Below are 22,212 nucleotides of genomic sequence, written 5' to 3'. Positions count from 1 at the left end.
ATCAAGTGGTGTCGTCGCCGATCACCGGCACCACGACCCCCACGGTGGTCGCCACCAGCCCCACCGCTATCTTCGGTATCACCGACGGGGTGCCGACCCAGTCGGGGTTCGCGGCGGTCGCGGCGGCTCTGCTGACCCCACCGGTGCTCACCGCGCTCGACCCGATTTCCGGTCCCGAATCCGGCGGCAATACGGTGGAGATCTTCGGCAGCGGGTTCACCGGCCCGTTGACCGTGCGGTTCGGGGCGACTGCGACCACCTTCACCATCATCTCCGACACCCAGATCAACGCCATCGCTCCACCCGGCACCGGCACGGTCGGGGTCACCGTCACCTCCGTGGACGGCACCAGTAACGCACTGCCCTACACGTATGGTGGTCTACTGTTCTTCACCGACAACATCAGCGATGTGTATTCGGTGCCGCAAATCGGGGGTACGCCAACCCTGTTGGCGACCGGACTGAATGTTCCCGAAGGCCTCGTCCGGGTCGGCAACCTTCTCTACATCTGCGAGAGCGGAGGCACTCAGGTGTCTACGGTACCCGTCACCGGTGGTACACCGACCCCTCTGGTGACCGGTCTGACGACCCCTACGGATATCACTGCCTCCGGAAACACCCTGTTCATCGCCAACGTGGGTCCCAGTCAGGTGGTGTCGGCACCGATCACCGGCACCGCGACCCCCACCGTGATCGCCACCAGCCCCACCGGCGTCTTCGGGATCACGATCTGAGCGGCAGCCCCGACCAACGGTCTGTGCGGCATGGTCGACATCCTTCGGACCATCGCCGCGCGGCCCGGCGGGACCACAGCCGATATAGCAACGGGAAAGACGAACCGGCGTGGTCGCGGTAGCGTAAGGCACCGGCACCCACCGGGTCCGCGCCGACCCCGACCACTGGACTGTGTGGCACAGTCGACACAGGATTCTCAGATCCAGCACATCACCGAACCTTCTCGGGCGCCGATCGTGAGCTGGCGCGCAGGTGAGCTGTTCCGGTGGTTACCGAAGACGAACCGGCAGTTCGGTGATACCGCGGATGATGGTGCTGCGCTGCCAGTTCGGGGCGAACGCCGCGTCGACCAGCTCTAGGTTCGGGAAGCGTTGCAGCAGTGTGACAAAGGCGATAGCGGCCTCCAGTCGCGCCAGCGGAGCGCCGACACAGAAGTGGATACCGTAACCGAAAGCCAGGTGACCGGAGGTGTCCGTGGTGATGTCGAGAGCGTCCGGGTTGTGGTAGCGGGCCGGATCGTGGTTGGCGGCGGCCAGCGCGATATACACCAATTCTCCAGCAGGGATCTCGATTCCGGCGATACACACCGGTTCCTCGGTGTAGCGCGCGGTAGCCCAGCCGACCGGCCCTTCATAGCGCAGGAATTCCTCGATCGCGGCAGGCACGGCCGATAGATCAGCACGTAGGGCGTGGAACTGGGATTTGTCGCGCAGCATAGCGTAGGTGCCATTGCCGATGAGGTTGACCGTGGTCTCGTGCCCGGCCACCAGCAACAGGAATACCATCGCGACGAGCTCCTGCTCGGAGAGCTCGTCGCCGTTGTCGCGGGCGTGCACCAGACCGGAAAGCAGATCCTCGCCGGGGCTATTGCGCTTTTCCGCTATCAAGCCCCGCAGATATTCGGCCATTTCCGCAGAAGCCCACGCCTGTTGGTCCTTCTGGACCCAGCTGCTGACAAGCACTTTGGTCCATGCTTGGAATGCCTCGCGGTCGGTGACCGGTACGCCGAGCAGTTCGCAGATCACGGTCACGGGAAGAGGTTGGGCGAACTCGTGGATCAGGTCGACCTCGTCCTGCCCGACCAGGCCGTCGGCGAGTTCGGTGGCGATTTCCTCGATACGCGGCCGCAGCGCCGCGACCCGGCGCGAGGTGAACGCTTTATTCACCAGTTTGCGCAGCCGAGTGTGGTCCGGCGGGTCACTGCTGAGCATGTGCGCGATGAGCGCCTGAAAGTTCGGATCCGACAGCACTTCCGGGTTCTTCCGGTGGAGCACTTCCCTCATACCCTGGAAGCCTTTGCGCAGCCGAGGGTCCGCGAGTGCGGCTCGCCCTTCGGCGTATCCGATCACCACCCAGCAGGGTATTCCACGAGGAAGGAGAACTCGATGAACCGGCCCGAGTTCGCGCCAACGCCGATAGTACGCTTGTGGATCGGTGAAGAAATCATCGCGCGCGTATCTGGTCGTGTTCGAGGCTTCCGTGTGCACCATGCCGCCCCAATCGTCTACATCGAATGAAATTATTCCGCCTTGATATTTGATGGTGCGTGTGTCTCGGCTCGCTGTCCAGCGCATCGAAGTTGCGAGAGAAGAGCTGCGGCCGGAAGTGGCACCACCTGATCCGATCGGCTCTGCGGTCCGTGCGGTGATTCGCTGCCCCAGGATCGGTGCCGATCAGCTCCTGGCCTCGGTCGATGGCCGGTGTTCAGAAGAAGTGCGGCCGTGCGCTTCGATGGCCTCGTCGACCTCTTCAAGCCAGGTGGCGTTCTCCAGCAAGTTGCGCACGTGCCAGAATTCGATGGTCGATACGCGATGCTTCACCGGCTTTATCGGGGCTGGGGGATGAGCTGCCCGCTCGATGCGGACAATGGAGCCGGTCTACAGGTGATCGAGCGGACGGCGCATGCTGAACTTATACGGTTCAACGGATTTCAGCTTGGTCTCGGCCTTGTCGGCTGCTCTATGACGAGAGTCGCGCTGCGCGACCGGCGAGGCCGTCGAGAATCAGCTCCAGACCGTAGCCGAATTCGTCGGCGTAGGAGTAGCCCGGCTGGAGTGCGTGCTCGGTGAGCATCGCTGCCAGGTCAGGGTATTCGGCAGTAGGCATAGTCCGCTGAATATTGCCTGCCACCGTTTCGAGTTCTACCGAGGTGCCGAACGGCAGGTTGATCTCCTGCAGGACGAACCCATAGACATAGCTGTCCAGCACAGACAGGGCGTGTGCGGACATCGCTATGGAGAATCCCGCTTCCCGCAATGCGCCGATCGCCGAGTCGTGATGGCGTAATATCGCCGGACCAGGATCGACCCGCGACTCCATCAGCCCGACCGCCCAAGGGTGCCGTCGTAGCGCGGCGCGCACTGACACCGCGCGCTCCTGCAACGCCGCACGCCAATCTGTACTCGGTTCCGGCTGAGTGATCTCGTCGAAGACCGCGTCGACCATGCCGTCGAGGATCTCGGCTTTATTGCCGACATGGTGGTACAGCGACATCGCCTCGATTCCGAGCCGATCGGCGACCTTGCGCATGGTCAGCGACTCGACGCCCTGCTCATCCGCGATCGCGATCGCCGCGGCCAGCAAACGCTGCTTGGTGACTGGAATCCGATATCCCGCGTCGGTCATGACACCTCTCCCACCTTCCGAGATCCTTGACAACCTTACTCCATAAGCTTACCTTACTATATAAGGTTTCCTTATGTTGTAAGCCCGAATGTGAGAGTGATCGTCCATGACCTCTGATCAGAACACCCAACCGCACCACACCGAGCAGCGCTACCGGATCTGCATCGTCGGCGCCTCGGGGAAGCTTGGGCAATACATGATCGAACACGCCCTCGACCGTGGCTACGACGTTGTCGGCGTGTGCAGAGAACGCAGCGTCGGCAAGCTGGATCGGTTCGCCGACCGGATTCGCATCGTGCCGGGGCCAACCAACGACCCCGAGGTCATCGCCAAGGCGGTCGACAGCTGTGACGGCGTGCTCACCGTGCTCGCTCCCTGGGGCATGCGGCATTACTCGTCGGGTACCGCTCAGGCAGTGCTCGATCACGCGGACCCGGGCGCGCGACTGATCTTTTCCTGTGGCTGGCACATCACCCGAGATGGGCAGGACCGGTACACGCGTAAACTCCGCGCGATAGTGAAGATCTTCGGATGGGTCGCGCGGGTCGCACGCTACGCCGACCTGGACGATCAAGTGGAGGCCTGCCGTCGGATCTTCGCCAGCGACACCCGATGGACCGTCGTCCGTGGCAGCGACCTCGAAGAAGGCCCGAGCCAAGGGCTTCCGATCTGGCGCGAGCACGTGGGCGATCCCGCCCTGGCCGACAACCTGACCCGGCGAATCGACTTCGCCCTGTTCATGGTCAATGCCCTGACCGACGACGACCTCGTCCAGCAGGCCCCCGCGATCGTCGGCTGCCGCAACCAGGCAGCGATCGCGCACGCCACCCCGAAGTAACCATGGGCACCCTGTAACAGGCGGCCCGCCGCGTCAAGTTTCCACGTTCGCTATATCGGCCGACGCGGCGGGCCTCGAGTTCATTCCTCGAGCGAAAGGCCTGGCCGCCTACTCCAGGTGCCCGCAACCAGCCGGACTCGCGACAAGCACGCCCTCGGCCCGTGATGTCGGGGGGATAGTGAGGCCTGCGAGGCTATGGGCTCCGAGAATTTCCTCGATCGCTTCTTGGGTGAATTCACCGAGTTCGATGGCGACGTCGGCGACGGATCGCCCAGTCTTCAAGGCTTGTTTGGCGATGCGGGCGCTGGCCGCGTATCCGATGTGGGGGGTGAGGGCCGTCACGATACCGACCGAGCGCCGGACGCCCTGCTCTAGATGCTCCCGGTTGGTGGTGATACCAGCGACACATCTTGTCGTCAAAGTATCGATCGCGGCGGTCAGATGTGCGGTGGTGCGTAGCATGCCGTAGGCGATGATCGGTTCGAAGGCATTGAGCTGCAGTTGCCCGGCCTCGGCGGCCATGGTCACGGACAGGTCGGTGCCGATGGCTTCGAACGCGACCTGGTTGACGATCTCCGGAATGACCGGGTTGACCTTTCCCGGCATGATCGAAGACCCGGCCTGGACCGGCGGCAGGTTGATCTCGCCAAAACCTGTTGTGGGGCCAGAGGACATCAACCGGAGATCATTGCAGGTCTTGGATAGTTTGACCGCGACTCGTTTGAGGATCCCGGAGACCTGGACAAAAGCTCCGCAATCCTGCGTGGCCTCGATCAGGTTGGCCGCGGGCGTGACGAGTTCGCCGGCGAGTTCGGCCAACTCGGCGCAGGCCAGCGCGGGGTAGCGCGGATGACCGTTGATCCCGGTACCGATCGCGGTGCCGCCGAGATTGCTCTCGCACAGCAGGGCTATACCTTCCTCGAGCCGAGCGCAATCCTCCCGGACCATGACCGCGAAAGTGCCGAACTCTTGTCCGAGCGTCATGGGTACGGCGTCTTGCAGCTGGGTGCGGCCCATTTTGATGACGTCGGCGAATTCGACTGCCTTGGCACTGAAGGCATCCGCGAGCCGGCACAGCGCAGAGACAAGGTCCCTGATGTGCCGCACCACAGCGAGCCGGACAGCGGTCGGGTAGACATCGTTGGTGGATTGACCGAGGTTGACGTGATCGAGCGGGCTCAGTTCGGCGTAGTTCCCGCGCTCGTAGCCGAGCAGCTCTAGCGCGCGGTTGGCGATGACCTCGTTCGCGTTCATATTCGTCGAGGTGCCCGCGCCGCCTTGGATCGGGTCGATCGGAAATTGGTCGTGCAGTGCGCCGCGCCTGATCTCGTCGCAGGCTGATTCGATCGCGTCGGCCCGGCGGGCGTCGAGGACGCCGAGTTCTCGGTTGGCGCGGCAGGCGGCCTGTTTGACCGCGGCGAGTGCGCAGATGAGCGCCGGATAACGCCCGATGCTGTCGCCGGTGATGGCGAAATTGTCCAGCGCGCGCGCGGTATGGATACCCCAGTAGACATTACCGGGCACCGTGCGGGTGCCGAGCAAGTCTTGTTCGGTTCGCGTGTTGTCGGTCATTACAGGCTCCGAGAGGTCGAGGCGGCTTTACGGGCGGGGGTCGAAAACGGTGTTGTGGGATCGGACAGTTCACCGAGCAAGTTGGTCGTCATCCAATCCCGCAGTTGTTGACCGGAGAGCCCGAGGTCGACAAGGTAGGCCAGCTTGGCGAGCGCCGCCTCCCTGGTGAGATCACCGCCGCTGATCACACCCGCGTCCAAGAGTGCCCGTCCGGGCTGATATCGCTCCAGATCGACCGAGCCACGGTCGCATTGGCTGATCACGACGACCGGTGTGCCGGACTGGGTCGCAGCCCGGATCGCCTCGATTATTTCGTTGCCGTTCGGCATCGTGCCGGAGCCATAGCATTCCAGGACGAGTCCACCGGGGTATTGACGAATCGCGGCGGCGAGCAGATCGGCGTGCAGGTCGGGGAATACCGTGAGCACGCCGACCGGCAGCCGGGTCGCGGTGTCGGGTCGCCGCAGGGGCGCTGCCGGGGGAGCGGCGGGCGGAGTGCATTCCCGAGCGCTGGTGAAGCCGGTGTAGTCGGCACAGTCACGTTTGCTGGCCCGCACGGCTGGATGTACCGCCGAGCCGAACGCGAGGTAGGTTCCTGGAACCGGTTGTTCGGCAAGTGCGTCCAGCGCCAAGTGCAGATTGGATTGCGCGTCGCTGCCTGGCCTGCCGAAGGGAATCTGGGCGCCGGTCAGCATTACCGGGATGTCGAGATCGCGCAATTCGAACGCTATGCGAGCACCGACATAGGCCATGGTGTCGGTGCCGTGAATGATGATCACGCCGTCCGGAAGCGCCGATCCGACGCTGTATCGCACCCATTCGGCGATCCGGCGCGCAGTGCCGGAATCAGCATCGGCGCTGTCGATGACGCGATCGAATTCTGCGTACCGGAACTGGACCGATCGGCTCGTCGATTCCTCGAAACGAGCGATGGACTCCGCGATTTCCGCGCCGATTCCCGAGCGGGGCTCCATACCGGCGCCCCGGTCGATCATGCCGAAAGTCCCTCCGGTGTAGAGGATGTGGGTGTTCAGTTCTGCGAAGGGAACAGTCGCTTCGGTCATGAGTCTCGCGCTCCTTCTGTGGTCGGGTCCGGTCGATCTATCGGGGTGAGCACATCCGAACTGAGCCGCCCTCGTATCCGGAACCATCCCGCGACCATGGCCACGACGACCACGCAGAACACCGCGAGCGTGATCCGGCCGACGCTGCTGTCGAAGAACATCAGCACGACGACACCGATCAGGAAGCCGAGAGTCAGGAGGTTGAGTACTGGCGAGAACGGCAACCTGAAGTCCGGCCGACGGTACTCGCCCTGCCCGCATTTCCGCACGAATGCCCAGTGGCAGATCATGATCGAGGCCCAGGTGCCGACAATGCCGAGCCCGGCGAGGTTCAACACGATCTCGAACGCTTTATGGGGCATGACACGATTCAGCACGACACCGGCGATGCCGACCGTACAGGTAAGCAGGATTCCACCGTATGGAGCACCATGCCGATTCATCCGTGCGGCGAATTGTGGTGCCGTCCCGGCCACTGCCATCGACCGCAGCGTACGACCGGTGGCGTACAGACCCGCGTTGAGACTCGACATCGAGGCGGTGATCACGACCAGGTTCATGATGTCGCCCGCGTGCGGGATTCCGATCGAACTCATCACGGTGACGAATGGGCTTTCGCTGGCTGAATACGCTGTCCATGGCAGCAACAGCGTGAACAAGATCACCGAACCGGCATAGAACACCACGATCCGCCACACGATGGAGTTGACCGCCCTCGGCACCACGGCACCCGGATTGTCGGACTCGCCTGCCGCGACGCCGATCATCTCCATTCCGCCGAACGCGAAGACCGCCCCGAGCGCGATAGTGAGCATCGGCGCGAGGCCATTGGGGAACAAACCGCCATTGTCGGTGATCGTCGAGACGCCGGGGACGTTCCCTTGGATCGGGGTGCCGGTGACGATGAGCACCAAGGCCAGCACCATGAAGGCGATGATGGTGCCTACCTTGATCAGCGCGAACCAGAACTCCATCTCGCCGAACCACCGCACCGACACGACATTGAGCCCCAGGACCACTGTCAGGGCGATGAGTGCGAGGACCCACTGGGGTACCGATACGAACATCGACCAGAAATGCGCGTACAACGCCACAGCGGTGATGTCGGTCACCAACGTGGTCGACCAGTTCAAGAAGTACAGCCAACCGACCGTATAGGCCCCGCGTTCGCCGAAGAATTCACGGGCATAGGAGACGAACGCGCCGGACGTGGGCCGGTACATCACCAGTTCTCCGAGTGCTCGCACCACGATGAACGTGAAGACACCGCACACGATGTAGACGATGGCCAGCGCGGGCCCGGCCAGCGCCATCCGCCCGCTGGTGCCGAGGAAGAGCCCGGTGCCGATGGCGCCGCCGATCGCGATCATCTGAATATGACGATTGCGTAGGTGTTTCTGATAGCCGATATCGCTGATGTCGAGCTTCGTTGTCGGCGTTCGGGGTGTCGAACGAGTCGACAGATCGTTGTGGTGCGTCATGAAGACCTTCCTCTAACCGCATTCAGCCGTCATGGCAGCACCACTCAACAGAGCGAATTCCACTAAGGCTGTCATACAGTCAGGCTGTAAGACAGCCAGACAGTAATCCGGGTCACATCGCATGTCAAGGTCGGATCACTCGACACCGATAGCGGCTGGAGCGAACGTTTTGACGCCCCGGTGGCGGATACCCATACTAAGTTACGTGACAGTCGAAGAAGGCCGGGTGCAGCGCGTCGGCGCCACAGAAGCGGTCTTTCGTCGGCTGAAGGACCTGATCCAGAGCGGTGGATACGCGGTGGGCGATCGCCTGCCCGCTGAGCTCGCCTTGGCCCAGCAGTTCGGCGTCAGTCGTCCGGTGGTTCGCGAGGCGCTGCACGCCTGCGCGATCTTGGGCCTCACCGAGACGCGCACGGGCCGGGGCACTTTCGTCATCTCCGCGAAGGAGAACGCACAACTCACCTTCGCAGGTGTGCGTGCCGGAGACCTCATCGAGGCTCGGCAACTCATCGAGGTTCCCACCGCGGGGTTCGCGGCACAGCGCCGCACCGAAGACGATCTGCGGAACCTTTCGGAGATACTCGACAAACTCGCGAGTGCCACCGATGCCCACGAGTGGGTCCTCCTCGACGGAGAACTGCACACCGCGATCGCGGCAGCCAGCGGAAACAAAATGCTGACCGCCATGGTGGCCGATACCCGCCGCGCGCTGGACCCACAGTCGGAATTCCTCAATCTGACCCAACACCGCCGCGCCGATTCCGATCGGGAACACGAGGCTATCGTCCGGGCCATCGAGGCGGGCTCACCGAAGGACGCGCGCCGCGCGATGGCCGAACACCTGAAGCGGGTGGCGGAGACCATAGCCCGCATCGGCAAGTGAGCACAGGCGCCAAGGAAGCACGCACCTGAGAGCGCATCTGGGAACTCGCGCACCACCTCATCGGCGTGCGTCCGCCCCTCGGAGTCGATCGCCCAGATCACGCCGGCCAACAACTGCCGCGCACCGCTGCTAGCCGAATGAACCGGCCCCTGCCGGATCTGCTATAGCCCGGTGCCGCCGCAGCGACCACACCGGACCGCCCGTCCGGTGTATCGGCTGCGGCCCCACCGGGCCGTGCGGCGACGCTCTGCGGATGTCGACCGTGCCACACAGCCCAGCAGTCGGGCCGACGCTCAAGTCGTGATCCCGGCCACGCTGTTGGTGGGGCTGGTGGCGACCACGGTGGGGGTGGCGGTGCCGGTGATCGGCGACGACACCACCTGAAGGGTGGCTCGGTTGGCGATGAACAGGGTGCTGCCGGAGACGGTGATATCCGTAGGGGTCGACAGACCGGTCACCAGGGGGTCGGCGTGCCACCGGTTGTCGGCACCGTCGACACCTGCCCGGTCCCGGACTCGCAGATGTAGAGGAGGCTACCGACCCGGACGAGGCCTGCGGGAAAGCTCAGCCCGGTCGCCAGCAGGGTCGGTGTGCCCCCGGTCTGCGGCACCGAATACACATTGCTGACGACATCGGTGAAGAACAGCAGGCCGCCGCCATTGTAGGTGTAGGGCAGCGGATTACTCGTGCCATTGAGCAGGGCGGCGACGGTGACCTCGACCGTGCCGGTGCCGGGCGGGGCGATGGCATCGATCTGAGTGTCGGAGACGATGGTGAACGTGGTCGCTGTCGCCCCGAACCGCACCGTCAACGGGCCCGCGCCTGCGAACCCGCTGCCGAAGATCTGTACCGTATTGCCGCCGGAGGTGGGACCGAAGCTGGGGTTGAGTGAGGTGAGCACAGGTGCCATCGGGGGCCTCCGAAAGGGGAAAGTGGTTGTTCTACAAAAGATGTCGAGGTATTCGCACCACCGCTGTCTCCAGTAAGCCTCTGGTAGTGGCGGTTTCGCAATGCATCCCTGGTGGCGGTTTCACAACAGTCCTCGGTCCGGTTTCTCAGCCCGGATCAGGATCTGCGACCGACTGGTTCCGGGAGTTGGCAGTGGCTGACCGGCAGCGGACATCGGGGGCCGTATGGTGCGTAACCGTATGCCCTACACAAAATTCGCTGTACCGGAGTGGATTCCCGGTCAAGGTTGAGAACGCGGCATTCGTAACGTTCGAGTATGAGAATGGGCTGCACAACTTCGGTGCGTCACGGCGCCGAGAAGCGGGAGAGCGAGAAGCCGAAGTGGATCGACATCGCCGACGCGAAACTTTCTCGCGTCGGTGCGATCCCAACGACTCGGCTGTGAGCCGAACACCTGAAGCGGGTGGTGGAGACGATAGCCCGCATCGGCAAGTGAACGCAGACGCCCCGGATGCACGCACCTGAGTCGGTGTGATGAGCCGAAGCCTGCGGGTGATGGCGGAATCCAGGGCCAGATAGTCCGGGTCGGCGAGTGCCGGTTTCCCCACGCCACCGCGAAGACACCGAGCTGCCCGCGTCCTGTTGTATCGGCTGCGGCCCCACCGGGGCTGTGTGGCGACGGTCCGAGAGGATGCCGACCGTGCCACACAGTCCAGCGGTCAGGGCCTTCGCTCAGATCGCGATCCCGAAAACGCCGGTGGGGCTGGTGGCGACCACGGTGGGGGTCGCGGTGCCGGTGATCGGCGCCGACACCACCTGAAGTGTGGCCGGGTTGGTGATGAACAGCGTGCTCCCGGAGGCAGTGATGTCCGCAGGGTTCACCAGACCGGTCACCAGAGGGGTCGGCGTACCGCCGGTGACCGGCACCGTCACCACCTGAGCGGCCGATTGCTCGCAGACATAGAGGAGGTTGCCGACCCGGACGAGACCTATGGGGTCGCTCAGGCCGGATGCCAACAAGGTTGGCGTGCCACCGATTTGCGGCACCGAATACACATCGCCGGGGGGGCCGCCATTGGTGAAGAACAACAGGCCACCGTAGGTGTAGGGCAGCGCGTTGCTGGTACCGTCCACGGAAGTGACGGTGACCCCGACCGTGCCGGTGCCGGGTGGGGCGATGGCGTTGATCTGGGTGTCGGAGACAATGGTGAAGGTGGTCGCCGTCGCCCCGAACCGCACCGTCAACGGGCCGGTGAACCCGCTACCGAAGATCTGCACCGTATTGCCGCCGGATTCTGGACCGGAAATCGGGTCGAGCGCGGTGAGCACGGGTGGGGCCAGCAGGGCCGCCGCGACCGACACGAACCCTGATTGGGTCGGTACCCCGTCGGTGATCCCGAAGATGCCGGTGGGGCTGGTGGCGACCACGGTGGGGGTGGCGGTGCCGGTGATCGGCGACGACACCACCTGACCGAGGGCCCGATTGGCGATGAACAGGGTGCTGCCGGAGACGGTGATATCCGTAGGGTTTAGCAGACCGGTCACCAGGGGGGTCGGCGCGCCACCGGTTATCGGCACTGTCGACACCCGATTGGGCACGAATTCGCAGATATAGAGGAGGCTGCCGACTCGGACGAGACCTACGGGAGCGCTCAGGGCGGACGTCAGCAGAGTCGGTGTACCCCCGGTCTGCGGCACCGAATACACACTACTGTTGAAATCGGTGAAGAACAGCAGGCCCGCGCCGTCGTAGGTGTAGGGCAGCGGATTACTCGTGCCATTGAGCAGGGCGGCGACGGTGACCTCGACCGTGCCGGTGCCGGGTGGGGCGATGGCATCGATTTGGGTGTCGGAGACGATGGTGAAGGTGGTCGCCGTCGCCCCGAACCGTACAGTCAGCGGGCCGACGCCGGCGAACCCGCTACCGAAGATCTGTACCGTATTGCCACCGGATTCGGGGCCGGAACTGGGGACGAGCGAGGTGAGCACAGGCGCCATCGGGGGCCTCCCAACGAAGGAAAGTGGTTGTTCTACAATAGATGTCGAGTTAATCGCGTCACTGTTGTCTCCAGTAAGCCTCTAGCCGTGGCAGTTTCGCAACGCATCTCTGGTGGCGGTTTCACAACAATCCCTGATCCGTTTTTCCGGCCCGGATCAGGAACTTCGACCGGTCGGTTCCGAGGGGTGATAGTGGTTGTCCGGCAGTGGGTATCGGAGTCTGGATGGTGTGACCAGATACCCGACGCGGAAAGTCGCTGTACCGGTGTAAGTCCATGGTCGAGGAAGCCGAAAAGGATCGACATCGTCGACGCGAAGCTGCCATGAGTCGGCGCGATCCCAATGGCTCGGCTACGATCGGTGCCGCTGTTCGAGTCGTGATTCCGAATATGCCGGTGGTACCGGTAGCGATCGCGGCACCGGTGATCGGCATCCGAAACCACCTGGCCGGTGGGCTGGTTGGTGATGAACAGAGTGCGGTCGGAGGCAGTGATCCTCGCAAGAGCCGACAGTCCGAGCACAGGAGGTCGGTGAGCTACCAGTGAACACTGGTACCGAAACCGCGATCCATTCCAAGCTGCGAGGCGATCCGGGTGTACGGCGCGCGCACCATCCTCATCCCGGCCGAACATCGGGCGAGACGCAAGCGGGTGTGGCATCTGATTCGAAGCGCCGACCTGCGGATAAGGCATCTGGAGCCGTTCCGGCGTAATCCGTTTCACCGTGCCAGAAGACTTACCTGCGAAGTTCTGCCCACACCGGCGGCGGTGATCGCTTCGTATCGGGCTGCGGGATGCTGATCATGAGTGCAGTCCCATCCGTAGCCGATGCCTGTGTCCGGAGTATATAAGCGACTCGGATAGCTTGACGGTTGCCGCTCACACAGCAGCAATCGCATCCAGCTTCGCAGACTCCGATACCCACTGTCGGGCAACCGCTATCACCTCCTGGAATCGACCGGTCGCAGATCCTGATCCGGGCCGGAAAACCGGACCGGGGATTGTTGTGGAACCGCCACCAGAGATGCGTTGCGAAACTGCCACTGCTAGAGGCTTACTGGAGATGGCGGTGGCGCGATCGACTCGACATCCGTTGTAGAACAATCCTTTTCCTTCGTTGGGAGGCTCCCGATGGCGCCTGTGCTCACCTCGCTCGTCCCCAGTTCCGGCCCCACCTCCGGCGGCAATACGGTACAGATCTTCGGCAGTGGGTTCGCCGGCGTCGGCCCGTTGACGGTGCGGTTCGGGGCGACGGCGACCACGTTCACCATCGTTTCCGACACTCAGATCGATGCCATCGCCCCGCCCGGCACCGGCACGGTCGAGGTCACCGTCGCCGCCCTACTCAATGGCACGAGTAATCCGCTGCCCTATACCTACGACGGCGCGGGCCTGCTGTTCTTCACCGATAGCCTCAGCAGTGTGTACTCGGTGCCGCAGACCGGGGGCACACCGACCCTGCTGGCGACCGGACTGGGTCTTCCCTTCGGTCTCATCCGGATCGACAGCCTCCTCTACATCTGTGAGGGCCTGTCCGGTCGGGTGGTGACGGTGCCGACAACCGGTGGCACGCCGACCCCGCTGGTGACGGGTCTATCGCTCCCTACGGATATCACCGTCTCCGGCAGCACTCTGTTCATCGCCAACCGGGGCACCAACCAGGTGGTGTCGTCGCCGATCACCGGCACCGCCACTCCCACCGTGGTCGCCACCAGCCCCACCAGCGTTCTCGGGATCACCGACGGGGTACCGACCCAATCGGGGTTCGCGCCGATCGCGGCGGCTCTGCTGGCCCCACCCGTACTCACCGCGCTCGACCCGATCTCAGGGCCCGAATCCGGCGGCAATACGGTGCAGATCTTCGGCAGCGGGTTCACCGGCCCGTTGACGGTGCGGTTCGGGGCGACGGCAACCACCTTCACCATTATTTCCGACACCCAGATCAACGCCATCGCCCCACCCGGCACCGGCACGGTCGGGGTCACCGTCACTTCCGTGGACGGCACCAGCAACGCACTGCCCTACACTTACGGCGGCCTGCTGTTCTTCACCGATGGCCTCGGTTTCAGCAGTGTGTATTCGGTTCCGCAGACCGGCGGTACACCGACCTTGTTGTCGGCCGCCCTGAGTGAACCCTTCGGTCTCACCCGAGTCGGCAATCTCCTCTATATCTGCGATTTCTCGGCCGCGCAGGTGGTGACGGTGCCGGTCACCGGTGGCGCACCGACCCCGCTGGTGACCGGTCTGTCGTTTCCTACGGATATCACCGCCTCCGGCAGCACCCTGTTCATCGCAGACCAGGGCACTGTCCAGATAGTGTCGGCGCCGATCACCGGCACCGCCACTCCCACCGTGATCGCCACCAGCCCCACCAGTGTCTTCGGGATCACGACCTGAGCGAAGGCCCTGACCGCCGGACTGCGCGGCACGGTCGGCATCCTCTCGGACCGTCGCCGCACAGCCCCGGCGGGGCCATAACCGATACAAAAGAACGCGGGCAGCCCGGCGTGGTAGACGGATTCGGTTGGCTTGGTGAGTCGTTCGCCTCGGATCGTGGTTCGCCGTCACAGATCGACCGAGCAATCCGAACCGTTATGGGCGAGGCTTCCCGGCTCCGATGGGACGACACCGAGCGGTTCAGACGGGAGGGCGCCGAAGATGCCAATCGGTCGCGCTCTGGAAGGCTCGTCCGGCCCTGATCAGAAGCGGCTCATCGAGATGGCGCGCCACGAGTTGAAAACCGATCGGCACGCCGGATTCGTCGAAGCCACCGGGCACAGTGATCGTCGGACTGCCCGAGAAATTGAACGGAGCGAGGAAGCGCAATACATTCGGCAGTTCGTCCGGGTCGGACAGCAGCGCGGCGAATCGTTCCAGGGTCAGATCCGCGAGCGGAAAGGTAGGGACGATGAGTAGGTCGAGGTCGTCGAAGAGTGCCGCCAGCTTTCCTGCGAAAAGTCGCCGCTCGCTCCCGATACGGGCGATATCCATGCCGGATACCGTGCGCCCGACATTCAGGACTTCTCGCATGAACCGGCCGTATTCCTCGGATCGGGACGGAAACGTTTTCTCGTGCACGATCGCGGCTTCGGCTCCCATATAAGTACTCCACGCGGCTGCCAGTGTCGTCATGGACGGCAACGACACCTCACGAATATCCGCACCGAGGCTCTCGAACGTGCGAATCGCGTCGCGGATAGCCCGCGCCACGTCGGGTTCGACCGAGTCGAGCGTGGCCTCGATATCCACACCGATCCGCACCGCCCGCACCTCTGGCGGACTCGCGGTGTAATCGGGTACCTCCGCCCTGAGCGTCGTGGGATCGTTCGCGTCGGGACCGGCGAGGACTTGCAGCATATGGCCGAGGTCCTCGGCGCTTCTCGCTATCGGTCCGACAGTGTCCATCGACGGCGCCATAGCGAACACACCATGGACACTGACGCGTCCCCACGTCGGCTTCAGACCGGTTGCCGCGTTCATAGCGGACGGGGTGCGGATCGACCCGCCGGTGTCCGTACCGAGGCTCGCCACGCACAACCCGGCCGCGGTGGCGACAGCCGAACCGCTGGAGGACGCTCCGGCCCAGTGACGCGGGCTCCACGGGTTCACAACCGAGGGAAAGTCGGGATGGTATTCGCCGCCTGCGGCCTCGCACATGTGCAGTTTCCCCAACAGCACCGCTCCGGCGCTGCGCAGGCGGGAAACCACCGTCGCGTCGTAGGTGGGCCGGAAGTTCCGGTAGATCGCCATACCGGCGGTAGTCGCGACCCCTTTCGTGAAACACAAATCCTTCACAGCGATCGGAATACCGTGCAGGGGACCACGCTGCTCGCCACGCGTGATCTCCTCCTGCGCGCGCTCGGCGTCCGCGAGCGCGGTTTCTGTCATGACCGTCGTATAGGCCTCGAGCAAAGGGTTGAGCCGATCTATTCGCTCTAAGTGTGCTCGGGTTACCTCTATCGGCGAAAGTGCCCGGGTACCGAAGTTCCGAGCAAGGTCAGAAAGCGAGGCATAGCACAGATCAAGGTCGGACATAGTCACACGATGGTGTATCTCGGCCACTCGGACAAGGCCTCATGAGCGTGTCGGCCGGAAGTTTGCTCAATCTCCGTACTGGAGTGGTTTTGCCCGAGCTGATGCCCAGTTCTGTGGCGATATCGGTGGTAGTCGGCATACGGAAGAATTCATGAATATCGATGACACATTCGGTGGGGCTTACACAGAAGCGAAGTGGTCGTCTATCGCCTGTCGATTTCGGTGGTGGACTGCGGGACCTCGTTCAGCCGAGCCTTGTGCGCCACCGGTAGCCGATGCGCCAGTACTCGACCGAGTCGATCAGATAGCCCTTGCCGACGACTGCCAAGAGGAGTACAACCGTTACCGGCCAGCGAATCGTCTCGTACGACACTTCGCCCCCACGCTCGAGCGTCAGTGACTCGACCTACCGGAAGGACAAGATGGACCGGTGACACAGCCACACCGTGCGAGAGGACTTCCCAGGAAAACCGGAACCCCTTGGACATCGACACCACCAGACCATCCCGAACCGGCGGATAGCAGCAATCTGACAGCACCTCCGCACGCCGCGCAACCGAGCACCACACACTGGTGAGACGGGGCTGCAGAATATCTGGCCGCGTAGAGCGCATCACGCAGCAGCCGAGCGTTGGGCCGAGACCGGGAGAGTGGTCTCCGAAACTCGCGTCGTATCTTCATTCGTTTCATCTGACTGATCGTTCGTTCGATGGCACGTGTGCGGGTTCGGTATCGCCGGTGTTTCCGATAGTCGCTATCGGCGCGCTTCCCTTGCGCGTGGCCTTCACGCTACTAGTTGAGCTTTATTGAGAGAGGACACTTCGTGTCGCATGTCGACCTCGCCCCGGCAGCGCAACAGCCTGCCACGACTTCGATGCGGAAAGTCGCGTTCGCCGGGTTCGTGGGCTCGGTGATCGAATTCTACGACTTCTACATCTACGGGACCGCTGCGGCGCTGGTCTTTCCGACGGTATTCTTCCCCAACCTGAGCCCGGCGGCGGCGACCCTGGCATCGTTCGCTACCTTCGCCGCCGCTTTCATCGCCCGCCCACTCGGCGCGATAGTGTTCGGACACTTCGGCGACCGCTTCGGCCGCCAGAAAGCCCTCGTCGCCACCCTGCTGACCATGGGAACAGCCACAGTCGCGGTCGGATGCGTCCCCTCAGCAGCCTCCATCGGAGTAGCCGCACCGATCATCATCCTCGGACTACGACTGCTCCAAGGCCTCTCCGCGGGCGGAGAATGGCCGGGGGCCGCTTTGCTGTCGGCCGAACATGCCCCACCCGGGGAACGGGGGAGGTGGGGTATGGCGGTGCAGCTGGGGCCCGCCCTGAGCTTGGTCATGGCGAGTTTGGTGTTCTTGATCGTGAATCTTACTGTGGGGGAGCATAGCTCGGTGTTCTTGTCTTGGGGGTGGCGGGTGCCGTTCCTGGTCAGTGCGGTGTTGATCGGGGTGGCTGTGTGGGTGCGGTTGGGGGTCGAGGAGACTCCGGTCTTCCGGAAGCATCGACAGTCCCGCAGCGTGGTACGTGCCCCGTTGACGGCGGTCGTGCGGGAGCAGTGGCGTCGGATCCTCGCCGCTGCGGCCTCGGTGGTCGGGATCTTCGCGTTCGTGTTCATGGCCAGCGCGTATTTGACTGGTTACGCCAGTACTCATGTCGGGTTGTCGCGGTCGTTGATCCTGACTGCCGGGGTGGTCGGGGGGTTGACGATGATGGTCACCGTCGCCCTCTCCGCCGGACTCTGCGACCGGCAGGGGCGGCGGCGGACGATGCTGGTCGCCTTCGGTGTCGGGGTGCCGTGGTCGTTGGTGGTGTTACCGATGATCGACACCGGATCACCGGTCTGGTTCACCGCCGCGATCACCGGTACCTTCGCCATCGCCGGCGCCGCCTACGGCCCGGTCGCCGCGCTGCTGCCCGAAGCCTTCCCCACCCGCTACCGGTACACCGGCACCGGGATCGCGTTCAATATCGCCGGGATCCTCGGTGGCGGGATCCCACCCCTGCTCGCCGAACCCCTCCTGACCGCATACGGCAGCCAAGCGATCGGATGGATGCTCACCACCCTGACCATCCTGAGCCTGGCCGGAGTCGCCGCCATGCCCGACACCCACACCCGAACCCCGCTACACACCATAGACACATGACAAACCACCACCCGGCCATGATGTCCACCGCCCCGGATGTTCACCCAGAACACGCTTGCCCTATGACATAGATATCAGTCAATATAGATATATGTCTAATCAGAAAGCGCCGGTAGCGTCGGCCGGGTGTGCGCCCACCCAGACGGTGGGTCGTGCGTTGTCCGCCGAGGAAGCCGCCGGATTAGCGGTGATGTTCAAAGCCCTCGCCGACCCGGTACGGCTGCGGGTGCTTTCGGCGATCGCCGCCCGCGACGGTGGCGAAGCCTGCGTCTGCGATGTCTCCGATGGCCTGGATGTCACTCAGCCGACGATCTCACATCACTTGAAGGTGCTGCGGGAGGCCGGGCTGGTGACCAGCGAACGCCGTGCCTCTTGGGTCTACTACCGCGTGGCGCCGGATGCGTTGGAGCAGTTGTCGCTCGCGCTCGCCCGACAAGTCGGCGCGGAGGTGTCCGCGTGAGCGCCACCTACCACACGGTGGTCGGGAAATTGTCGACGCTGGACCGGTACCTGCCGGTCTGGATCGGCGTGGCCATGACAGCCGGTCTGCTGCTGGGGCGCCTTATTCCTGGTCTAGGGGACGGTTTGTCCGCAATAGAAGTGGACGGGATTTCACTACCGATAGCGATCGGGCTGCTGGTCATGATGTATCCGGTGCTGGCCAAAGTCCGCTACGACCGTCTCGACACCGTCACCGACGACCGCCGCTTGCTCATCGGCTCGCTGGTCCTGAATTGGCTGGTCGGTCCCGCACTCATGTTCGCTCTCGCTTGGTCGCTATTGCCGGATCTACCCGAGTATCGGACCGGGCTGATCATCGTCGGACTGGCCAGATGCATTGCGATGGTGATCATCTGGAACGACCTCGCGTGTGGCGACCGCGAAGCCGCCGCTGTGCTGGTCGCGTTGAATTCGATCTTCCAGGTCGTCATGTTCGCCGTGCTCGGCTGGTTCTACCTCTCAGTACTACCCGGATGGCTCGGCCTCGAACAAACCACCATCGACACCTCACCGTGGCAGATCGCGAAATCGGTGCTGATCTTTCTCGGTATTCCGCTGGTGGCCGGGTTCCTCAGTCGCCGATCGGGTGAGCGCGCCCGTGGGCGTGATTGGTACGAGTCGAAGCTACTGCCACGAATCGGACCATGGGCGCTGTACGGGCTGTTGTTCACGATCGTGCTCCTGTTCGCCCTGCAAGGCCACCAGATCACCTCCCGCCCATGGGATGTCGTTCGGATCGCGCTGCCGTTACTGGCGTATTTCGCGATTATGTGGGGCGGCGGCTACCTCTACGGTCGCCTGGTCGGCCTCGGCTACGAACGCACCACCACCCTCGCCTTCACCGCCGCGGGCAACAACTTCGAACTCGCCATCGCCGTCGCGATCGCCACCTACGGCGCCACCTCCGGACAAGCCCTTGCCGGAGTCGTCGGCCCGCTCATCGAGGTACCTGTGCTCGTCGGCTTGGTGTACGTCTCACTCACCCTGCGTAGACGCTTCACCCACAACGGTATCGCCGCTTCGGCGAAGACTGTCCAGTGAATGTGACACTGTCGGCGTTATTCGCGTGCGGGTGACCTCCAACACTTTCTTGCCATCGATTCGCGAAAGGTATTTCCCACCATGGCATCCGCACCCAGTGTTTTGTTCGTGTGCGTCCACAACGCCGGGCGCTCCCAAATGGCGCAAAGCTTCCTCACCCACCTGGCCGGCGACCGCGTCGAGGTGCGTTCGGCAGGCACCGCACCCGGCGACCGGATCAACCCCGCCGCTGTAGCGGCTATGGCCGAGGTCGGTATCGACATCACCGCCCAGACCCCGAAGATCCTGACTCCCGACACCGTGCAGACATCCGACGTCGTGATCACCATGGGCTGCGGCGACACTTGCCCCTACTTTCCTGGCGTGGACTACCGGGATTGGAAACTCGACGATCCCGCCGGAAAGGGGATCGAGGCGGTTCGTCCGATCCGTGACGAGATCCGCGCACTCGTCGAAGGACTCGCCGCTGAGCTACTATCCGATCGCCGCTGACCGCACCCGCAAACGACGGGCCGGTGCCGCTGCGGTGACGCGCCGCCCGGGCCGACGCATCGCCATTTATCGGGCGCTTTCTTACCTTGCGTCCTATAATTGCGACGAGCGCGTTGCGGCGTGCAGCTCACTTCGAGCACGCCGGTTTCGAATGCCACCAGTCGAACTATTTGTAGTCGAATCGAATCAGCGCGAGGAGAGATCATTCATGACATTGCGCTCTACAAAAGGCTCCCAATTCCAATGGGACCAATTGGTAAAGCTGCCCCACATGGCAAGTGACTGGCACGAAGGACGTCAAGTTCTCAACTTCTTCCCGAAAGACAAGGATTATCGAGAATCGCCGTCGGCGCAAGCGATGGTGGCAAAGTATTTTCGTAATGCGCAAGCTCTCGACACCGATGCGGCGGTCCTCAAATATGGCTCCGATCACGTCACACTTCGCGGGGCGTTCTTGGAGATGGGCGTGTGCACAGGAAGAACCATCAACTTCATCGCTGCGCTCAATCCGGAACAACGCGTATGGGGGTTCGACTCCTTCGATGGACTTCCCGAACAATGGAATCGAGGAGACACCCTGGTTCCTCAGGGCACTTTTCGGATCATGTCCGATGAATGGATGCCACCGGTTCTTCACAATACAACACTGGTGAAAGGGTTGTTCCATGAAACTCTTCCGGAATTCAAACGCCACACTCTGAAGTCCACCCCCATCGCCTTCCTACACATAGATTGTGATATCTATTCGTCTACAAAAGAAGTCTTCGACCAGCTGGGCGATAATATCTTGCCGGGCAGCGTGATCGTTTTCGATGAGTTCTACAATTACCCGGAAGCCGAGGAACACGAGTTCAAGGCATTTCAAGAATTCCTGCATCGGACCGGGAAAACGGCAGATTTTCTTGCCTATAATCAGTATTTCGAACAAGCGGTAGCCCGGATAGCTTAGCCTCGATCTTCATGAGGTCGAGATCCTGGCCGAACGAGCACGAGTGTCAGGGGCTAATATCGCCCTGCGCGCTCAGCTCACCGGTCTGCGTGACGGCAATAGCAGGACCAGTGACCATAAGCGCCCCGGGCAGCGCGGCGAAAGACTCCTCGACCTTGGCCCAACTCGAAATCGACGCACCGATTTTCGTATTGCTGTTCATGGTGGTGCAGGCAGGCGCCTCTATCCTGATCGGACTCGGATACGCGTGCATCCGAACACGATTCGGGTTCACCGCACTGCTACGCATCACCGCCTGCTGCTGGGTCGTCGCTTTCAGCATTCTCGGACTGGCGGACCATCTGGTGCCGGTATTCCTCGCCTCGGCACTGTTCGGCCTCGGCAACGGGCTGCTGCTACCGATGATCACGGTCCTCATCGGCGAGACGCCCCCACCTTCGCGGCGCGGACAGGCAACCTCGCTGTCGGGCACGGCAATGTTTCTCGGCCAGTTCGGATCCCCACTGGTGTTCGGGCCGCTCATGCAAGTTACCGCCATAACCACCGGCTACCTGCTCGCCGCCGCGGTCTTGATAGCCCTGCTCTCGACCCAGGTCACTGACCCGCCCTAATCCGATGCTGCGTCGACCTGTGAGGTCACCGAGAGCGAAGTCGCACGCGTGAACTTCCCGGTGTAAGCGGGACTGCGAATTCGACGGCTCTCCGTTTCTTTACGACACAGCGTTTGGTCGGCTCGGCGACGTGGTCGGACATCGCACGGTCGGCAATGACGCCATGTCGGGACTGGGCGCGTCGGCTGCCAGCCTGCAAGTGAGCACCGGATCACGGTCGAAATTCTTTCCTGGTCGCGACATCATCGATGAGACTCGTACGCTGCGACGTATCGCGCGGCACTGGCCGCGAGCACAGTTCCTCCTCGAATGCCCCTACCCGGACGGAGT

22 protein-coding genes are annotated in these 22,212 nt (G+C 63.1%); 11 read left to right on the top strand and 11 right to left on the bottom strand.

What is annotated here, in order from left to right; genetic code table 11:
- Positions 1-734 (top strand): IPT/TIG domain-containing protein (locus ACX4ZE_RS21740; protein ID WP_480275326.1); only part of this gene is annotated, 734 nt, incomplete at its 5' end.
- Positions 735-1,004: 270 nt separating this feature from the next.
- Here the strand turns inward: ACX4ZE_RS21740 and ACX4ZE_RS21735 are convergent.
- From ACX4ZE_RS21735 to ACX4ZE_RS21725, 3 genes are all read right to left on the bottom strand, one after another.
- Positions 1,005-2,225 (bottom strand): cytochrome P450 family protein, encoded by a 1,221-nt coding sequence (locus tag ACX4ZE_RS21735; protein WP_480275325.1) that lies wholly within the window; start codon positions 2,223-2,225, stop codon positions 1,005-1,007.
- Positions 2,226-2,408: 183 nt separating this feature from the next.
- The gene (locus tag ACX4ZE_RS21730; protein ID WP_480275324.1) at positions 2,409-2,555 is read right to left on the bottom strand and encodes a hypothetical protein; all 147 of its coding nucleotides are present in this window, start codon (positions 2,553-2,555) and stop codon (positions 2,409-2,411) included.
- Between the two features lie 139 nt (positions 2,556-2,694).
- On the bottom strand, positions 2,695-3,360 hold the full coding sequence (locus tag ACX4ZE_RS21725) for a TetR/AcrR family transcriptional regulator (RefSeq protein ID WP_480275323.1): 666 nt from the start codon (positions 3,358-3,360) through the stop codon (positions 2,695-2,697).
- 106 nt (positions 3,361-3,466) lie between these two features.
- On the opposite strand from ACX4ZE_RS21725, the gene ACX4ZE_RS21720 reads away from it, so the two are divergent.
- Positions 3,467-4,198 (top strand): NAD(P)-dependent oxidoreductase, encoded by a 732-nt coding sequence (locus ACX4ZE_RS21720; RefSeq protein ID WP_480275322.1) that lies wholly within the window; start codon positions 3,467-3,469, stop codon positions 4,196-4,198.
- Between the two features lie 108 nt (positions 4,199-4,306).
- On the opposite strand, the gene ACX4ZE_RS21715 is transcribed toward ACX4ZE_RS21720, so the two are convergent.
- From ACX4ZE_RS21715 to ACX4ZE_RS21705, 3 genes are read right to left on the bottom strand one after another with little or no spacing between them, the layout of a single operon-like run.
- Positions 4,307-5,770: an aspartate ammonia-lyase gene (locus ACX4ZE_RS21715; protein ID WP_480275321.1), complete on the bottom strand. Its 1,464-nt coding sequence runs from the start codon at positions 5,768-5,770 to the stop codon at positions 4,307-4,309.
- Positions 5,770-6,834, bottom strand: coding sequence for an asparaginase domain-containing protein (locus ACX4ZE_RS21710; protein WP_480275320.1), 1,065 nt, complete (start codon positions 6,832-6,834; stop codon positions 5,770-5,772). The genes ACX4ZE_RS21715 and ACX4ZE_RS21710 overlap by 1 nt, the downstream gene beginning before the upstream one ends.
- On the bottom strand, positions 6,831-8,315 hold the full coding sequence (locus ACX4ZE_RS21705) for an amino acid permease (RefSeq protein ID WP_480275319.1): 1,485 nt from the start codon (positions 8,313-8,315) through the stop codon (positions 6,831-6,833). The genes ACX4ZE_RS21710 and ACX4ZE_RS21705 overlap by 4 nt, the downstream gene beginning before the upstream one ends.
- A gap of 205 nt (positions 8,316-8,520) precedes the next feature.
- Here ACX4ZE_RS21705 and ACX4ZE_RS21700 point away from each other — a divergent pair, with 205 nt between their 5' ends.
- Positions 8,521-9,198 carry a FadR/GntR family transcriptional regulator gene (locus tag ACX4ZE_RS21700; RefSeq protein ID WP_480275318.1) on the top strand — a complete coding sequence of 226 codons (678 nt, stop codon included), beginning with the start codon at positions 8,521-8,523 and terminating at the stop codon, positions 9,196-9,198.
- A 293-nt stretch (positions 9,199-9,491) separates the two neighbouring features.
- On the opposite strand, the gene ACX4ZE_RS21695 is transcribed toward ACX4ZE_RS21700, so the two are convergent.
- The 3 genes from ACX4ZE_RS21695 to ACX4ZE_RS21685 all read right to left on the bottom strand — a co-directional run bounded on the left by ACX4ZE_RS21695 (position 9,492) and on the right by ACX4ZE_RS21685 (position 12,105).
- Positions 9,492-9,656 (bottom strand): hypothetical protein, encoded by a 165-nt coding sequence (locus ACX4ZE_RS21695; RefSeq protein ID WP_480275317.1) that lies wholly within the window; start codon positions 9,654-9,656, stop codon positions 9,492-9,494.
- A complete protein-coding gene (locus ACX4ZE_RS21690; RefSeq protein ID WP_480275316.1) occupies positions 9,653-10,108 on the bottom strand; it encodes an IPT/TIG domain-containing protein in 456 nt (151 codons plus the stop codon). Before ACX4ZE_RS21690 ends, ACX4ZE_RS21695 begins: the two co-directional genes overlap by 4 nt.
- 731 nt (positions 10,109-10,839) lie before the next feature.
- A complete protein-coding gene (locus tag ACX4ZE_RS21685; RefSeq protein ID WP_480275315.1) occupies positions 10,840-12,105 on the bottom strand; it encodes an IPT/TIG domain-containing protein in 1,266 nt (421 codons plus the stop codon).
- Between the two features lie 1,130 nt (positions 12,106-13,235).
- Between ACX4ZE_RS21685 and ACX4ZE_RS21680 the strand changes: the two genes are divergently transcribed.
- A complete protein-coding gene (locus tag ACX4ZE_RS21680) occupies positions 13,236-14,501 on the top strand; it encodes an IPT/TIG domain-containing protein (protein WP_480275314.1) in 1,266 nt (421 codons plus the stop codon).
- A 240-nt stretch (positions 14,502-14,741) separates the two neighbouring features.
- Here the strand turns inward: ACX4ZE_RS21680 and ACX4ZE_RS21675 are convergent, their stop codons facing one another.
- Positions 14,742-16,139 (bottom strand): amidase, encoded by a 1,398-nt coding sequence (locus tag ACX4ZE_RS21675; protein WP_480275313.1) that lies wholly within the window; start codon positions 16,137-16,139, stop codon positions 14,742-14,744.
- A gap of 244 nt (positions 16,140-16,383) precedes the next feature.
- Positions 16,384-16,512, bottom strand: coding sequence for a hypothetical protein (locus ACX4ZE_RS21670; RefSeq protein WP_480275312.1), 129 nt, complete (start codon positions 16,510-16,512; stop codon positions 16,384-16,386).
- A gap of 501 nt (positions 16,513-17,013) precedes the next feature.
- Here ACX4ZE_RS21670 and ACX4ZE_RS21665 point away from each other — a divergent pair.
- The 7 genes from ACX4ZE_RS21665 to ACX4ZE_RS21635 all read left to right on the top strand — a co-directional run.
- The gene (locus ACX4ZE_RS21665) at positions 17,014-18,288 is read left to right on the top strand and encodes an MFS transporter (RefSeq protein WP_480275327.1); all 1,275 of its coding nucleotides are present in this window, start codon (positions 17,014-17,016) and stop codon (positions 18,286-18,288) included.
- A gap of 91 nt (positions 18,289-18,379) precedes the next feature.
- Positions 18,380-18,748, top strand: a complete 369-nt coding sequence (locus tag ACX4ZE_RS21660; protein ID WP_480275311.1) for an ArsR/SmtB family transcription factor — start codon at positions 18,380-18,382, stop codon at positions 18,746-18,748.
- Positions 18,745-19,830 (top strand): ACR3 family arsenite efflux transporter, encoded by a 1,086-nt coding sequence (gene arsB / locus ACX4ZE_RS21655; protein WP_480275310.1) that lies wholly within the window; start codon positions 18,745-18,747, stop codon positions 19,828-19,830. Before ACX4ZE_RS21660 ends, arsB begins: the two co-directional genes overlap by 4 nt.
- Positions 19,831-19,911: 81 nt before the next feature.
- The gene (locus ACX4ZE_RS21650; RefSeq protein WP_480275309.1) at positions 19,912-20,322 is read left to right on the top strand and encodes an arsenate reductase ArsC; all 411 of its coding nucleotides are present in this window, start codon (positions 19,912-19,914) and stop codon (positions 20,320-20,322) included.
- Positions 20,323-20,530: 208 nt separating this feature from the next.
- The gene (locus ACX4ZE_RS21645; protein WP_480275308.1) at positions 20,531-21,271 is read left to right on the top strand and encodes a TylF/MycF/NovP-related O-methyltransferase; all 741 of its coding nucleotides are present in this window, start codon (positions 20,531-20,533) and stop codon (positions 21,269-21,271) included.
- Between the two features lie 110 nt (positions 21,272-21,381).
- On the top strand, positions 21,382-21,882 hold the full coding sequence (locus ACX4ZE_RS21640) for an MFS transporter (protein ID WP_480275307.1): 501 nt from the start codon (positions 21,382-21,384) through the stop codon (positions 21,880-21,882).
- Positions 21,883-22,012: 130 nt separating this feature from the next.
- The coding region (locus ACX4ZE_RS21635; RefSeq protein WP_480275306.1) for a hypothetical protein at positions 22,013-22,212 on the top strand (200 nt) is incomplete at its 3' end.

This window comes from Nocardia sp. TBRC8007, assembly GCF_056629435.1.
This window is presented reverse-complemented; position numbering and strand designations above follow the sequence as displayed.